Source organism: Mesorhizobium sp. B2-3-10 (assembly GCF_006442275.1).
GTDB lineage: Bacteria > Pseudomonadota > Alphaproteobacteria > Rhizobiales > Rhizobiaceae > Mesorhizobium > Mesorhizobium australicum.
In genome coordinates this window covers 139,820-153,710 of the sequence record NZ_VFVT01000011.1, presented here as the reverse complement: position 1 = coordinate 153,710, position 13,891 = coordinate 139,820, and the positions used below count along the sequence as shown (strand labels likewise).

The following is a 13,891-nucleotide window of genomic DNA, read 5'->3' as shown; positions in this document are numbered from 1 at the left end:
CGGCGTGCCTCCTTACAGGACGCTGGTGATCCCGCCATCCACCAGCAGCGTCTGTCCGTTCACGAAACTGGCGGCGTCGGACGCCAGGAACACGGCAGCGCCCGCGAGTTCCCTCACTTCGCCCCAGCGCCGCATCGGCGTGCGGGCGGTCAGCCAGGCGGAGAATGTCTCGTCGGCGACCAGCGCGGCGTTGAGCTCGGTCTTGAAATAGCCCGGCGCGATGGCGTTGATACGCACGCGGTGCTGGCCCCATTCGCCGGCCATCGACTTGGTCAGCATGGTGATGGCGCCCTTGCTCGCCGCGTAGGGCGCGATCGAGGGGCGGGCGAGCACGCTCTGCACCGAGGAGACATTGATGATCGACCCCCTTTGGCGCGCGATCATGCCCTTTACGACGGCCCGGCTCACCTTGAACACGCCGTCCAGGTTGGTGGCCATCAACGCGTCCCAGTCGGCGTCGCTGAAGGTCTCCAACGGCGCCCGTCGCTGGATGCCGGCATTGTTGACCAGGATGTCTATCGGTGCGGTGCCGGTTTCCGCCGCCGCGATTGCCTGGTCGACCGACTGGGTGTCGGTTACGTCGATCACCGCTTCCGTGATCGAATGGCCCGCGGCGCGCAACTTGTCCGCGGCCGCTTTCAGATCGTCGGCCTCGCGGCCGCCGATCGTGACGCGCGCGCCGGCGCTCGCAAGTGCCTCCGCGAAGGCGAGGCCCAGGCCACGGCTGGCGCCGGTGATGAAGGCATGCTTGCCTTCGAGGCCGAACAGTTGGCCGAGATAGTCGGTCGAATGCAATTTGCACCTTCATCGATTGCGATTTATCGCCCGTCAGTCGAAGGCTCGTCGGCCCTTGGCAAGCGGCAGCGCCAGCGTGCCGCGTGGCTTGATGAGATGCAAGGCGCTTGTCGGCCTGGCGGTCTGCTGACGACCTCGATTGTCGCGGCCGTCGGCCTCAGCGCTTCGGCCCAAACCCCGGATAGGGGTTGAGTGGCACGATCGCGGCAATGTCCATCATGCCAGCCTTGACCAGTGGCAAGGTGGCGAGATGGCCGCGCACATCGGCATCGCGCCGACTTCGAACATCATGCCGCTGCCGGGAATGTCGCCGATCTGGGGCAAGCTGCTCGGAGGGAGTAGGGAGCCGGGAGCAGGCAGTAGGCGAAAGTGTACGCTCCGACACTGCAAACCTACTGCTCTACTCCCGTAACCTTACATCTTGTCGATCACCGACTGGACGCCCTCGGTCGGTGCGTCGACCGAGGAGCCGGCGACCATGATGGCGGCGACGATGGCCTCGGGATCGTTGACGACCAGCGGCTTCACACGCTGCGCGGTATGAATGAAGCCTTCCGTCGCCATGTGATCAAGCAACGCCGTCATCGGATCCCAGAATCCGTTGACGTTGCCGAAGACGATCGGTTTGCGGTGATGGCCAAGCTGCGCCCAGGTCATGATCTCGACGATCTCCTCGACTGTGCCGATGCCACCAGGCAGCGCCACAAAGGCGTCGGATTTCTCGAACATCTTGTGTTTGCGCTCGTGCATGTTGTCGGTGATCGACAACTCGTCGAGCCGGTCAAGCGCGGTTTCGGTTGCTTCCTTGTTGATCAGGAAGCGCGGAATGATGCCCGTCACCTTGCCGCCGGCCTTGAGCGCGCCTTCGGCGACGGCGCCCATAATGCCTTTGGTGCCGCCGCCATAGACCAGCCGCAGGCCTGCCTTTGCAATTGAGCGTCCAAGCAGGTGGCCGGCCTTGACATAGATTTCATCGCGGCCCGGAGATGAGCCGCAATAGACGCAAACGGATCGAATCGTGTTCATGCCGATGATTGGTGATTGGGTCTGAAAGCGCGGTCAAGCCCTCGGGTTGAGAAGGCCGGGCTTTTTCTTGTCGGTCATGGCAAAACACGCTAGACCGGCGTTAGGTGGCTAAGGGGCAGGGAAATACATGGCAATCAATCCATTGAAGGCGTTCTTGTTCGCGGCGGGTGGGACCGTAGCGGCCGCGGGAACCGCCTATGTGTCGGGCGCACTCGACCCGTATCTTCATCGCACACCGCCGGCGGAAGTCGCGGCGTTGACGCCGCCCGCGGCGCCGAAGCCGGCCGATCCTGGCACGGAAGGGCGCCTGCCGGCTCCGGCGATGCCGGCCGCGCCGGGCGCGGCACCTCAGGCGACGGCCCCGGCAGCACCTGCAACCGACGCTGCGGCGCCCGCGACGGCGGATCCGATCGCGCCGACTTTCGATGTCGTACGGGTCGAGAGCAACGGCTCGATCGTCGTTGCCGGCAACGCGGCGCCCAACTCGAAGGTCGAAATTCTCAACGGCGCGACGGTGATCGGCTCCACGGTTGCTGGTCCCGATGGCGCCTTTGTCATCGTGCTCGAAGACCCGCTGAAGCCCGGCGACTATACGATCGCCCTGCGTTCGACGGTTGGCGCGGTCGTGACCGCCTCGGCGCAGACCGCAGTCGTCTCGGTGCCCGCGAATGCGGCTGGCCAGGTGCTGGCCATGGTCGAGGAGCCGGGCAAGCCGGCCGAACTGCTGACGGTTCCGGCATCTGAGCCAAAGCCGGCGCCGGCAACCGGCGACCAGGCTGCCGCTCCTGCTGCTGAAGCGCCCGCCGCGCCGGCGACGGCCACGCCAGCCGTGGTTGAAGCAAAACCCACTCCGGCGGCACCGGCCGCGCCCGCGGCAGCCGTGGCCGAACCAAAGATCGTGGTCGAGGCAGTCGAGATCGACGGCAACAAGATCTTTGTCGCCGGCCTCGCCGATCCGGGCCGCAAGGTGCGCGCCTACGCCAACGACATCCTGCTCGGCGACGCGCAGACCTCGTCGGACGGCCATTTCCTGGTCGAGGCGACGCGCGATATTCCGGTCGGCAGCTATACCATCCATGTCGACGGCCTCGATGCCGATGGCGTGAAGGTGGTGGCCCGCGCCGCGGTGCCCTTCGAGCGCGAGCCGGGCGAGGCGGTTGCCGCCGTTGCCCCCGCCGGGACCAAGCCCACCGAGACCAAGCCCGCCGAGGCCAAGCCCGCGGCGCCCGCTGTTGCCGCCGCTGCTCCGGGCGAGACCGCGCCGGCTCCCGCCGCGCCAGCCACCGAGGCTCCGGCTAACGTCGCGGCAGCCACGCCGCCAAGCGACGTGCCCGAAATCGTGTCGCCCAAGCTCGAACATGCCGACAGCGCGGTCATCATTCGGCGCAACGACACACTGTGGCGGATCTCACGGCGCGTCTATGGTCACGGCGTGCGCTACTCTACCATATACCTCGCCAACCAGGACCAGATCAGGAATCCGAACCGCATCTGGCCGGGGCAGGTGTTCAAGGTTCCGGAAAGGTCGAAGGAAGGCGAAGCCGCCGACCTCAAGGCAATGGGCGAGCAGGCGACGACCGCGCCGATGAAGACGGAATAGGGATAGACCGGCAATCTACCCATCGGCCTAGCTTGCCCTGTCATCGTTCATCGTCTATCGCCGATGAACGATGACAGAATGCGTTCCCTTACCAGACCATGCCGCCTCGGCACTGCCTGGCTGCATGCCGGACAGCCGCGCTGTCGCGGCGCGGTTCGCAGCACTTTCGCATCCGGCGCGGATCGAGATACTGAGGCATCTGTCGGCCAGCAATTCCTGCTGCTGCCGTGAGGTCGTCGACCGTTTCGCTCTGGCCCAGTCGACGATCTCCCAGCATCTGAAAATATTGGTCGAGGCGGGCCTCGTCCGGTTCGAGCCCGACCGTCAGCGATCGCGCTATGCGGTCGATCGCGCGGCACTTGCCGACGTATCGGCATCGCTGGGCGCGCTCATCAATTCCTGCTGCTCCGGCCGCTGACCCTCTCACCCAAAAGGCAAGAAAAGTGGCCGAAAAAACCGTCTCCGCCGACACCTCGACACTCACGACACTGCGCAATCTCTGGCCCTATATGTGGCCGGCCGACCGCGCCGATCTCAGGGCGCGCGTGACCTGGGCGACGCTGCTGCTGGTCGTCGCCAAGGTGACGCTGGTTGCCGGTCCCTATTTCTTCAAATGGGCAACCGATGCGCTGGCGGGCGGCTTCAAAACGCCCCCGCCGCTGCCATCGTTCATGCTTGCCCCGGTGATGCTGGTCATTGCCTATAATGTACTGAGGCTCGTCCAGCTCGGCTTCAACCAGCTGCGCGATGCGCTGTTTGCCCGGGTCGGCCAGCATGCGGTTCGCCAGCTTGCCTTCCGCACCTTCGTGCACATGCATCAGCTGTCGCTGCGCTTCCACCTGGAGCGCCGCACCGGCGGCCTGTCGCGCATCATCGAGCGCGGCACCAAGGGCATCGAAACGATCGTCCGCTTCATCATGCTCAACACCGCGCCGACGATCCTCGAATTCGCGCTGACCGCCGGCATATTCGGTTTCACCTATGGCTGGAAATATGTGGCCGTGGTGGCGGTCACCGTCTGCCTCTACGTCTGGTTCACGGTAAAGGCCAGCGACTGGCGCATCTCGATCCGCCGCGACATGAACGACAGCGACACCGACGCCAACACCAAGGCGATCGACTCGCTGCTTAACTTCGAGACGGTCAAGTATTTCACCAATGAGCGCATGGAGGCCGAGCGCTTCGACCGCTCGATGGCGCGTTACGAGATCGCCGCAACCAAGACCTGGACCTCGCTCGGCTGGCTGAACTTCGGCCAGGGCTTCATCTTCGGCGTCGGCACGGTCGTCGTCATGTGCATGTCGGCGCTGGAGGTGCAGGCCGGCACCCAGAGCGTCGGCGATTTCGTTTTCATCAATGCCATGCTGGTACAGCTCTCCGTGCCGCTCAACTTCATCGGCTTCATCTATCGCGAAATCCGCCAGGGCCTCACCGACATCGAGCACATGTTCGACCTCCTCGACGTGCCGCAGGAGATCGTCGACAAGCCCAACGCCAAGCCGTTGGCCGTCAGCGCCGGCAAGGTCGAGTTCCGCGACGTCCACTTTTCCTATGATCCGAACCGCAAGATCCTGAAGGGCGTCTCCTTCGAGGTGCCGGCCGGCAAGACCGTTGCCATTGTCGGGCCGTCGGGCGCGGGCAAGTCGACCATCTCGCGGTTGCTGTTCCGCTTCTACGACGTGCAGGGTGGCCAGGTTCTGATCGACGGCCAGGACGTGAGGGATGTCACACAGGACAGCCTGCGCGCGGTGCTCGGCATGGTGCCGCAGGACACGGTGCTGTTCAACGACACCATCGCCTACAACATCCGCTACGGCCGTGTCGGCGCCGGCGAGGAGGAGGTGCGCAAGGCCGCCGAACTCGCCCAGATCGGGCCGTTCATCGAGAAGCTGCCTGACGGCTACAAGTCGATGGTTGGCGAGCGCGGGCTGAAACTTTCCGGCGGCGAGAAGCAGCGCGTGGCGATCGCCCGCACCATCCTGAAGGCACCGCCGATCCTGATGCTCGACGAAGCGACCTCCGCACTGGACAGTCATACAGAACAGGAGATCCAGGCCGCGCTCGACCTCGTCAGCAAGGGCCGCACCACCATCGTCATCGCCCACCGCCTGTCGACGGTGATTGCCGCCGACGAGATCATCGTGCTGAAGGACGGCCAGATCGCCGAGCGCGGCACTCATGTCGAGCTGATGCGAAAGCACGGCCTCTATGCCTCGATGTGGGACCGCCAGCGCGAGGCGACCGAAGCCGAGGAGCGGCTGCGCATTGCCCGCGAAAGCGACGAACTGGGTGTCGTCGTACGCCGGCGCACATCGGAGATGTCGTAGCTCAAAAAAGCTCTTGACCTCAACTTAGGTTGAGATTGTAGACCGTCGCCCGAGAGCCGCAAAACAGCATCGTCGAGGACGGAATCAAATGGATATGAGCTTTACGGATCAGGATGTTAACGGCGGCAGCGTGTTCAGGGTCGACAAGTTCGTGGTGCCCGCCAATGCCCGCGATGAAATCCTCGCAAAGGTGAAGATGACGCATGAGTTGCTGCGTCTGCAGCAAGGCTTCGTCCAGGACTTTCTGCTCGAGCAATTCTCCGGACCGGGCGAATTCAACCTCGTCACCATCGTCGAATGGGAAAGCCAGGCTGCCGTCGACAATGTGGTACCGATCGTCAAGGCTGCGCACGAGCGCATAGCCTTCAACCCGCAGGAGACGATCGCCCGGCTCGGAGTGCGAGCTGATATCGCCAATTATCAGCGCGTGCCGGGACTCTAGCCAGGCCACCCCACACTCGGTGCCGGCGCTTCAATGCCGAGCACCTTGCCGGTGCGGGCGTCGCTTGTCATATGTTCGAAGCCGCGCCACTCGGCGGCGGTGATGAACAGCGTTTTCCTGTCCGCAGCGCCCAGCATGCAGGCAAAGCAGCCGCGATCGGCGGTGACGGTCTGCAAGACGTCACCGCCTTCGCGCACCCGCACGCAATGCTTGTTGGGAACGTCGGCATACCAGACCGCCCCTTCGGCATCGAGGCAGATGCCGTCGGGATATCCGTCGAGATCGGCCCAGGTGCGTCTGTTGGACAAGGAACCGTCGGCGGCAATGTCAAACGCGGTCAGCCGGTTGGCATGGGATTCGGCAATGATCAGCGTCTTGTTGTCCGGGATCACCGCCATGCCGTCCGCAAAGGCGATAGTGTCCGCCACTTGCCTGACCGCGCCATCCGGTGTGACCAGCACGATGGTGCCGGGACCGAAATGCTGGCCGGTCGCCGGCGCCGGCCCGCCACCATTGACGTAGATGTTGCCGCGCCCGTCGACGACGATCTCATTCCACGGGCTTTTCGACAGGCCGCGCAGGTCGGCGTGGGTGACGAGCGAGCCATCGGCTTCCTGCCGCAACAGCAGGCCCTCGCGGCCTGAGACAACCAGCAGGCGACCATCCGGCAGCCAGTCGATTGAGTAGGGCAGGACAGCCGGAATCGTGAGCATGATCTTGCGGCTGCCGTCGGCATCGACGGCGATGATCTCGCCGGTGCCCCAATTGCAGACCCACAGGCGCCCATCATGCCAGCGTGGCGATTCCCCGAAGGCGAGACCTTCCATGACGATATGCGGTTTGTCGCCGGACGATATTCGCATGATCAGGAGCCTCCGTTGCGCGCGTCATCCGCCCTTGCGATGAAGCGCTTCCCACCAAGGACGGGCGAGATGGGAGTCTCCCGACAGCGGACCGCTGTATTTTCGCGCAGGAAGAACGCTGCATCGGTGTGACGTTGACGCCACAGGTGCCGGTCTGCGCAAGGGCGGCGTCGGCGCAGATAGGTTTCTCGGCCACTCTGGCTGTCCTGGCGCTGTCAAAGGATGGCTTTTGAGGGCATGACACAGGCATGCGACCCGGTATCCAATTTCACGACACACGGAGCGCCAGGCTATCCGCGGTCACAGGCCCGCACTTGCCCGTTCATCCGCGCCGGCGATTGTCGCGTTGCGGGCAGGGGGTGTTTCGGCTATTGAGGCCGGACCTGAAACAGGGACCGCCCCCAGCCCATGAGCCTTGTCGACACGGTCAAGAACGCGTTCGTACCGATCCATCGCGAAGGCTATCCCTTCATCGCGGCGTTTGGCGCGGCGACGCTGTTCGTCGGCTATTTCTCCTCGATCCTGTTCTGGATCGGCCTGATCCTGACCGCCTGGTGCGTCTATTTCTTCCGTGACCCCGAGCGCGTCACGCCTGTTGACGATCGCCTGGTGGTAAGCCCCGCTGATGGCATCGTCTCGGCGGTCGGGCCGGCCGTGCCACCGCGCGAGCTTGGCCTCGGCAATGTCGAGATGACCCGTATCTCCGTGTTCATGAACGTCTTTTCCTGTCACGTGAACCGCTCTCCGGTGCGCGGCCGCATCGCCAGGATCGAACATCGGCCGGGAAAATTCCTCAATGCCGAGCTGGACAAGGCGAGCACGGAAAACGAGCGCAACGGCCTCGTCATCGAGAGCCCCAACGGCACGGTGGCGGCAGTCCAGATCGCCGGCCTGGTGGCGCGCCGCATTGTCTGCTGGACCGAGGCCGGCGCTTCGATCGGCACCGGCGAGCGTTTCGGCCTGATCCGCTTCGGCTCGCGCGTCGACGTGTTCCTGCCCTTGACCGCCACGCCGCGCGTCGCCGTTGGCCAGACGGCGGTCGGCGGCGAAACCGTGCTCGCCGAATTCGGCGGTGTCGCCGGCACGCCCCTCGTGCGGATTTCCTGAAGGTGGGCACGCAGTATAAAAAATTCGAGGCCCATGCCAGCGGCGGTCCGCGCATCCGCGAGATCCCCATGCGCATGGTGCTGCCCAACCTGGTCACCGTGCTTGCCATCTGCGCCGGCCTGTCCGGTATCCGCTTCGGCTTCGAGGGGCGTTTCGAGCCGGCGGTGGTAATGGTGCTGCTGGCCGCTTTTCTCGACGGCATTGACGGCCGCCTGGCGCGGATGCTGAAGGCGACCTCCAAATTCGGCGCGCAGATGGATTCCCTGGCCGACATCGTCAATTTCGGCGTTGCGCCGGCGCTGGTGCTCTATGCCTTCCTGCTCGACCGCGCCGGCTCGCCAGGCTGGATCGCGGCACTGCTGTTTGCGATCGCTTGCGGGCTGCGGCTGGCGCGTTTCAACGTGCTCGACGACGAGAAGGCCGACCGCCCGATATGGCAGACCGAATATTTCGTCGGTGTGCCGGCGCCGGCAGGCGCCGTTCTGGTGATGCTGCCGCTCTATCTCTATTTCCTGCGGCTTGGGGTGGAGCCCAGCCGGCCGGCCGCCTTCGTCGCCACCGGCTTCACCATCCTGGTGGCCTTCCTGCTGGTCAGCCGCTTGCCAGTCTATTCAGGCAAGAGCATCAAGATCCCCGGCGACAGGGTGCTGCCGGTCATCCTCGCCGTCGTCCTCTACATTCTCTTGCTGATGACCTATCCCTGGTACACGCTGACGGCATCGGTCGCGGGCTACCTGATCTTTCTCCCATTCAGCGTGCGCGCCTACTCCAAGCGGGCCAAGCTGGAAGGCGAGAAAGTGCCGCCTTCGGACATAGGTTAGAAAGTCGGCCGAAGTCCTTGATCCGACTCAGGCCGCCACGCCAAGCCCGAGCCGGTCGATCGCCAGCTTTCTCGTCGACACATAGTCGGTCTTGCCGGAACCGAGCACCGGGATCTCCTCGACCTTGACGATGTCGTTAGGCACCATCAGTTCGGCCGCTCCGGCCTTTTTGCCGAACTGACGCAACTCCTCGGCGCTGGCATCGTCGGCGGTGGTGACCAGCACGATGCGCTCGCCCCGCCTATTGTCCGGCACCGCCACCGCCGCATGGCGTTCTTCCGGCCAAAGCGACTGCACCAGCATCTCGACCGCACCCAGCGACACCATCTCGCCAGCGATCTTGGCGAAGCGCTTGGCGCGGCCGCGAATGCTGATGAAGCCTTCGCGGTCGACGGCGACGATATCGCCCGTATCGTGCCAGCCGGTCAGCGGCTGGAGCTCGCCGGGGCGGTCCGCGGTCATGTAGCCCATCATCATGTTCGGCCCGTCGAGCCACAACTGGCCGGCATCGTTGATGCCTTCGACTGGCTCCAGTTTCATGCGAATGGCCGGCAGAAGCCGGCCGACCGTGCCGTCGCGGCCGTGGATCGCGGTGTTGACGGCAACCACGGGCGCCGCCTCGGTCAGTCCGAAGCCCTCGATGATCTCGGCTTGGAAGCGTTCGCGATAAACGCGGCGGGTATCCGGCTTCACCGCCTCGGCGCCGGCGACGACGAAGCGCAGACTGGAGAAATCCCCGTCCTTGGCGGTGCGCGCATAGTTGGCGAGGAACGTGTCGGTGCCGAACATGATGGTCGGTTTCACCTTGCGCGCGATCTCGGGGATGAGCTTGTAGTGGAGAGGCGAGGGATAGAGGAACAGCTTTACCCCGGTGACCAGTGGCAGGATGGTGCCGCCCGTCAGGCCGAACGAATGGAACACCGGCAACACGTTGAGCAGGATGTCCGCCGGCGAAATGGTGATCCGCGCCTCGGCCTGCATGGCATTGGCGAGGAGATTCTTTTGCGACAGAACAACGGCCTTCGGCGTGCCTTCGGAGCCCGAGGTGAACAGGATCACGCCGGGCTTTGCCGCGTCCTGTCGCTGCAGCGGCAGGCGCCACAGCAAGGCGGCTGCAAGCTTGTCCAGCGTGGTGACGCTTTCGCGTACATCTTCCAGCCACAGCAGCCTGGCGCCGCCCTTTTCGACCGCGGCGACGATATCGGCGAGATCGGCCTTCTCGACGAAGGCACGCGAAGAGACAACGGTGCGGATGACGGCGGTGCGGACAGCCGCGGTGACGCTTGCCGGCCCGGCCGTGTAGTTGATCATCGCCGCCACACGGCCCGCCGAGAGCAGGCCGACGAGCGACAGCACGACGCCGTTGGCGTTGGGCAGCATCACCCCCACAGCTTCGCCCGGCGCCGTCACCGCCTCGAAGCGCCTGCCCAGCACCCGCGCGCCGATGAACATCTTGCGGTAGCTCAGCGCCCCGGAAATGACGTCCTCGATGATCGCATGCGAAGCGCCGATCCTGGTTGCGGCGTCGCGCATGGCAAGGAACAGGCCACGGTCGAGGTCGGTGCCAAAAAGCCGGGCCTCCGCGACGCGGTCGAACAGCGCATTGGTGTTGGAAGCCTGGTCCGGATTGCGCGCCACCAGCTCGGCGATCGTCATCGGCTCCAGGACACTGACCGACAGCCGTGGAAACCAGTGACGCGGTGCCTTGTCCGCCGAGGTCAGCGACACCGGCAGGTTGCGGGCGCCGGCGACGAAGATCGGCACGATGCGGGCGTCGGCCTGCATGGCGATGCGGGTGACGGCGCGGAACAGCCGAAACGTCTTGACGTCGGGCTCGACCGCGTCCGGCAGATAGACGGCCAGCCGGCCCTTGCCCTTCAGCACGCGCACCAGCCGGCGGCTGACGAAGACATGTTCGGCGTTGAAGGCAATGGTGCGGCCGAGTTCGCGCCACGGTTCGAGCCAAGGCGAACGCGCCGAGACCTCGTCGAGTATATGCAGCGTGTCGTCGGGCAGCAGCGACAGCATCAGCGCCGGCTCGAAGCGCGACTGGTGCGAGATGACATAGATGACCGGCACCTGCGCCTTGCGAGCGATCTTGATGCGATTGTCGCTGATCCGGTAGGCGAGCTTGAACGGTGCGTAGAGCAGCGCTTGGGTGAAGCGCAGGCCGAGGCGGAATTTTTCCACCACGCCGATCAGCAACCAGGCCACAACCAGACCCGCAAGCAGCGCCAGTGTCAGGATCATGCCGCGTCTCTCCCAACGATTTTGTCATTGCGGCTCTTGTGCGGCCGCTTCGGGGGCAGAGCCTAGCGGAAGTCGAGGCAAGGTCAATGCGGAAGGGGCGCCCTCACGCCGCGTTCAGCCGCCCGCTGATGAAACGGAACTCCTGCGTCTTGCCGCCGTAGCCATAGGCCGCTGCCGGAACCTCATGCACGAAAGCATAGCTCTCCTGGTGCACGCCGCTTAGCAGGCGGCCAAAGGCATCGAAGACCGCCTCGAGATAGGCCTCCAGTTCGAGCTTTGTGTTGGTGCCATCGACCACCTTGATGTCGAGCCAGAACGTGTTGGTGCCGTGCTCGGCGAGCGACTTGCCGCCGGCGAACCAGTGCTGCGGATCGAGATAGGACACGGCAACTGCGGTGATCGTCGGATCCTTGCGCAGATGCGTGGCGGTAATCTCGGTTATTTCCCTGGCGATGCTGGCCGACAGGGTGGCGTCGGGCTTGCCGGTGACGCTGACATTGATGATGGGCATTTTTCTCTCCTTGGTTTTTAGCGGCGTGGGCGCCGTTGAAGACCATGCCATCATCTTTTGATCGAAAAAACTGAATTGTTTTCAACTGATGATTTGATAAAACCGAATTATGGAAACGCTCGATCCCGACCTGCTCAGAACCTTCCTTGCTTTCGTCGACAGCGGTTCGCTGGCGCAGGCGGCGGCCAATGTCGGCCGCTCACCCTCGGCGGTGACGGCGCAGATGCAGCGCTTGGAAGAGATCGTCGGTGAGCCGGTTCTGGCGCCGCAGGGCAGGGGGCGCGGCCTGACGGCGGCAGGCGAGGATCTTGTCGGGCACGCCAGGCGTATTCTTGCCGTGCATCGCGAGGCCTGGCTGGCGCTGAAGGGCGCGCGCGCTGCCGGGCGCGTCGCCATCGGCACGACGCAGGATTTCGCCGATAGCGGCCTGCCGGACCTGCTGCGTGCCTTCGCCTCCAGCCATCCCCGCGTCAGGATCGAATTGCGTGTCGGCCGCTCCGCCGAACTGGCGCAGGCGTTACAAGCTGGCAGCCTCGATCTGGCGATCGTCATGCGCCAGGCTGCCGTGCCGGACGAGGTCGGCGTGCTGCGCGAGCCGATGATATGGCTGTGTTCGAACAAGGGACTGGCCTCGCGGCAGGAAGAATTGCCGCTGGCGCTGCTCGACCCCTATTGCGGGTTTCGCGAAGCGGCGCTCGCCGCGCTCGACGCCGCCGGCCGCCGCTATCGCATCGCTGCCGGCAGCGCCAGCCTGGCCGGGCTGCGCACTGCGGTAAATGCCGGTGTTGCGCTGACCTTGCGAACCCCGCGCTTTGCCCATTCCGGCATCGTCGAAGCGCCCCGCGAACTTGGCTTGCCGCCGGTTCCGATGGCTGAGTTCGCGATCCGCCTGCGCGCCGGTGCCGATGCGCCCGCGGGCGATCTGGCGACGCTGCTCGGCGGTAGCCTCGCTTTGTCCGGACCGCTTGGTTGATTGGCGAGGCGCGAAGCTCCGTCGCCGGTCTTTTGGCATGGAAAGCCGACTTGCGGTCGACCCGTCTGTTGCAAAGCAAAAGCTGTCGCAAAGAAAAAGCCGACCTTGCGGTCGGCTTGGAGTAGGACGGGCCGAGGGGTTTGGGGGGACTTGGGGGGTGGCCCGTCACACTAATAATGTCCGGGCACGGTGATGGTTCCGTGACTTCCGAAATTTTTTAAGAAATATTTGAAGACGCCTGTCGCGAGCGTGCCTTCAGCCAATCGCGGCCGGCATGGGCAACGACGGCGCCGAGCACGATGGCCCCGCCGACCATGCTGGCCATCGGCGGGATTTCGGCCAGGAACAGAAATGCAAACAGGATCGCGAACGGCACTTCCGCCGAACCGAGCAGGCCCGATTCAGGCGCCGGGATCAGCCGCGAGCCTTCCGTCCACAGAATGGAAGCCAGCGCGAAGGACGCGCCGAAGGTGGCAAGCAGGATGGCGTCCCTTGATGAGACCGCCAGGGGATCGGTGACGAACCATCCGAGTATGAACAGCAGGAAGGCCGAAACCGCGCCGGCCCACACAACGGGCGTGTCACGGAACGCGCGAACCATGATCATGTACAGCGCGCTGCCGGCCGTCATCAGCAGCGCCAGCCCGTCGCCGAACAAATTGCCGGTGGCAAAACCCGACCACACCATGATGGCGACCCCGCACAGCGACACCGCCGCCGCCACCATCGTCTGCAGCCGGAAAGGTTCGCGCACCAGCATCCAGGCCAGTACGGCGGCAATGAAGGGCGACGTCGCGTAGATGACCGCGACATTGGCGACGAAAGTGAACTTGAAAGCGGAAATGAAGGCGATGCTGGCCAGTGCGCCTTCGACGGCCAGCAGCCAGCCGCGCCAGCCAAGCCGCAGCGGTTCACGGTTGCCGGCACGGCGGCGGCGCCACAATACGTAGAGGCTGATCAGGATCGCGCCGACAAAGCCGCGCCAGCAGGTGATTGTCAGCGGATCGGCATGGATCGACTTGGTCAGAACGCCGGTCAGCCCGAATACAGCCGCCGAGGATGATACCAGCAGGATACCCAGCGTGCGTTCGGCGGTTTCCGCGGTGGCCGTGATCTCAGTCATGCCGGCAGCCTACCTTGCCTCGTCCTGACATCGTCGCGTCGGGAGTAGTGACC

The 13,891-nt window shown here is 64.7% G+C and carries 13 protein-coding genes; 7 read left to right on the top strand and 6 right to left on the bottom strand.

Features of this window, described 5'->3' with window-relative positions:
* Positions 1-12: 12 nt before the first annotated feature.
* Both FJ943_RS26905 and FJ943_RS26900 read right to left on the bottom strand, forming a co-directional pair.
* Positions 13-795: a glucose 1-dehydrogenase gene (locus FJ943_RS26905; protein WP_140726413.1), complete on the bottom strand. Its 783-nt coding sequence runs from the start codon at positions 793-795 to the stop codon at positions 13-15.
* Between the two features lie 414 nt (positions 796-1,209).
* Entirely contained in the window at positions 1,210-1,821 is a 612-nt protein-coding gene (locus FJ943_RS26900; RefSeq protein WP_140726410.1) for a TIGR00730 family Rossman fold protein, read from the bottom strand.
* Between the two features lie 127 nt (positions 1,822-1,948).
* On the opposite strand from FJ943_RS26900, the gene FJ943_RS26895 reads away from it, so the two are divergent.
* The 4 genes from FJ943_RS26895 to FJ943_RS26880 all read left to right on the top strand — a co-directional run bounded on the left by FJ943_RS26895 (position 1,949) and on the right by FJ943_RS26880 (position 6,190).
* Positions 1,949-3,421 carry a LysM peptidoglycan-binding domain-containing protein gene (locus tag FJ943_RS26895; protein ID WP_140726407.1) on the top strand — a complete coding sequence of 491 codons (1,473 nt, stop codon included), beginning with the start codon at positions 1,949-1,951 and terminating at the stop codon, positions 3,419-3,421.
* Positions 3,422-3,491: 70 nt separating this feature from the next.
* Positions 3,492-3,839 carry a metalloregulator ArsR/SmtB family transcription factor gene (locus tag FJ943_RS26890; protein WP_015318537.1) on the top strand — a complete coding sequence of 116 codons (348 nt, stop codon included), beginning with the start codon at positions 3,492-3,494 and terminating at the stop codon, positions 3,837-3,839.
* Positions 3,840-3,864: 25 nt separating this feature from the next.
* A complete protein-coding gene (locus tag FJ943_RS26885) occupies positions 3,865-5,748 on the top strand; it encodes an ABC transporter ATP-binding protein/permease (protein ID WP_140718280.1) in 1,884 nt (627 codons plus the stop codon).
* Positions 5,749-5,842: 94 nt separating this feature from the next.
* Positions 5,843-6,190 carry an antibiotic biosynthesis monooxygenase gene (locus tag FJ943_RS26880; RefSeq protein ID WP_140618448.1) on the top strand — a complete coding sequence of 116 codons (348 nt, stop codon included), beginning with the start codon at positions 5,843-5,845 and terminating at the stop codon, positions 6,188-6,190.
* Here the strand turns inward: FJ943_RS26880 and FJ943_RS26875 are convergent.
* Positions 6,187-7,053 carry an SMP-30/gluconolactonase/LRE family protein gene (locus FJ943_RS26875; protein ID WP_140726404.1) on the bottom strand — a complete coding sequence of 289 codons (867 nt, stop codon included), beginning with the start codon at positions 7,051-7,053 and terminating at the stop codon, positions 6,187-6,189. The genes FJ943_RS26880 and FJ943_RS26875 overlap by 4 nt on opposite strands.
* Positions 7,054-7,461: 408 nt before the next feature.
* On the opposite strand from FJ943_RS26875, the gene FJ943_RS26870 reads away from it, so the two are divergent.
* A complete protein-coding gene (locus FJ943_RS26870; protein ID WP_140618445.1) occupies positions 7,462-8,160 on the top strand; it encodes a phosphatidylserine decarboxylase in 699 nt (232 codons plus the stop codon).
* A gap of 74 nt (positions 8,161-8,234) precedes the next feature.
* Complete coding sequence (locus tag FJ943_RS26865; protein WP_224584719.1) at positions 8,235-8,981, top strand: phosphatidylcholine/phosphatidylserine synthase; 747 nt, start codon at positions 8,235-8,237, stop codon at positions 8,979-8,981.
* Between the two features lie 27 nt (positions 8,982-9,008).
* On the opposite strand, the gene FJ943_RS26860 is transcribed toward FJ943_RS26865, so the two are convergent.
* Both FJ943_RS26860 and FJ943_RS26855 read right to left on the bottom strand, forming a co-directional pair.
* On the bottom strand, positions 9,009-11,231 hold the full coding sequence (locus tag FJ943_RS26860) for an AMP-binding protein (protein WP_140726401.1): 2,223 nt from the start codon (positions 11,229-11,231) through the stop codon (positions 9,009-9,011).
* A 103-nt stretch (positions 11,232-11,334) separates the two neighbouring features.
* Positions 11,335-11,742, bottom strand: a complete 408-nt coding sequence (locus FJ943_RS26855) for a 4-oxalocrotonate tautomerase family protein (RefSeq protein ID WP_140663036.1) — start codon at positions 11,740-11,742, stop codon at positions 11,335-11,337.
* Between the two features lie 109 nt (positions 11,743-11,851).
* Here FJ943_RS26855 and FJ943_RS26850 point away from each other — a divergent pair, with 109 nt between their 5' ends.
* Complete coding sequence (locus FJ943_RS26850; RefSeq protein ID WP_140726398.1) at positions 11,852-12,715, top strand: LysR substrate-binding domain-containing protein; 864 nt, start codon at positions 11,852-11,854, stop codon at positions 12,713-12,715.
* A 217-nt stretch (positions 12,716-12,932) separates the two neighbouring features.
* Here FJ943_RS26850 and FJ943_RS26845 read toward each other — a convergent pair whose 3' ends face one another.
* On the bottom strand, positions 12,933-13,838 hold the full coding sequence (locus tag FJ943_RS26845) for a DMT family transporter (RefSeq protein ID WP_140726395.1): 906 nt from the start codon (positions 13,836-13,838) through the stop codon (positions 12,933-12,935).
* Positions 13,839-13,891 lie beyond the last annotated feature (53 nt).

What these genes read in the sequence shown, in the direction of transcription:
- FJ943_RS26895 (WP_140726407.1), top strand. Translation starts at nt 1,949, where the DNA reads ATGGCAATCAATCCATTGAAGGCGTTCTTGTTCGCGGCGGGTGGGACC.
- FJ943_RS26890 (WP_015318537.1), top strand. Translation starts at nt 3,492, where the DNA reads ATGACAGAATGCGTTCCCTTACCAGACCATGCCGCCTCGGCACTGCCT.
- FJ943_RS26870 (WP_140618445.1), top strand. Translation starts at nt 7,462, where the DNA reads ATGAGCCTTGTCGACACGGTCAAGAACGCGTTCGTACCGATCCATCGC.
- FJ943_RS26850 (WP_140726398.1), top strand. Translation starts at nt 11,852, where the DNA reads ATGGAAACGCTCGATCCCGACCTGCTCAGAACCTTCCTTGCTTTCGTC.
- FJ943_RS26860 (WP_140726401.1), bottom strand. Translation starts at nt 11,231, where the DNA reads ATGATCCTGACACTGGCGCTGCTTGCGGGTCTGGTTGTGGCCTGGTTG.
- FJ943_RS26855 (WP_140663036.1), bottom strand. Translation starts at nt 11,742, where the DNA reads ATGCCCATCATCAATGTCAGCGTCACCGGCAAGCCCGACGCCACCCTG.
- FJ943_RS26875 (WP_140726404.1), bottom strand. Translation starts at nt 7,053, where the DNA reads ATGCGAATATCGTCCGGCGACAAACCGCATATCGTCATGGAAGGTCTC.
- FJ943_RS26880 (WP_140618448.1), top strand. Translation starts at nt 5,843, where the DNA reads ATGAGCTTTACGGATCAGGATGTTAACGGCGGCAGCGTGTTCAGGGTC.
- FJ943_RS26845 (WP_140726395.1), bottom strand. Translation starts at nt 13,838, where the DNA reads ATGACTGAGATCACGGCCACCGCGGAAACCGCCGAACGCACGCTGGGT.
- FJ943_RS26900 (WP_140726410.1), bottom strand. Translation starts at nt 1,821, where the DNA reads ATGAACACGATTCGATCCGTTTGCGTCTATTGCGGCTCATCTCCGGGC.
- FJ943_RS26865 (WP_224584719.1), top strand. Translation starts at nt 8,235, where the DNA reads ATGGTGCTGCCCAACCTGGTCACCGTGCTTGCCATCTGCGCCGGCCTG.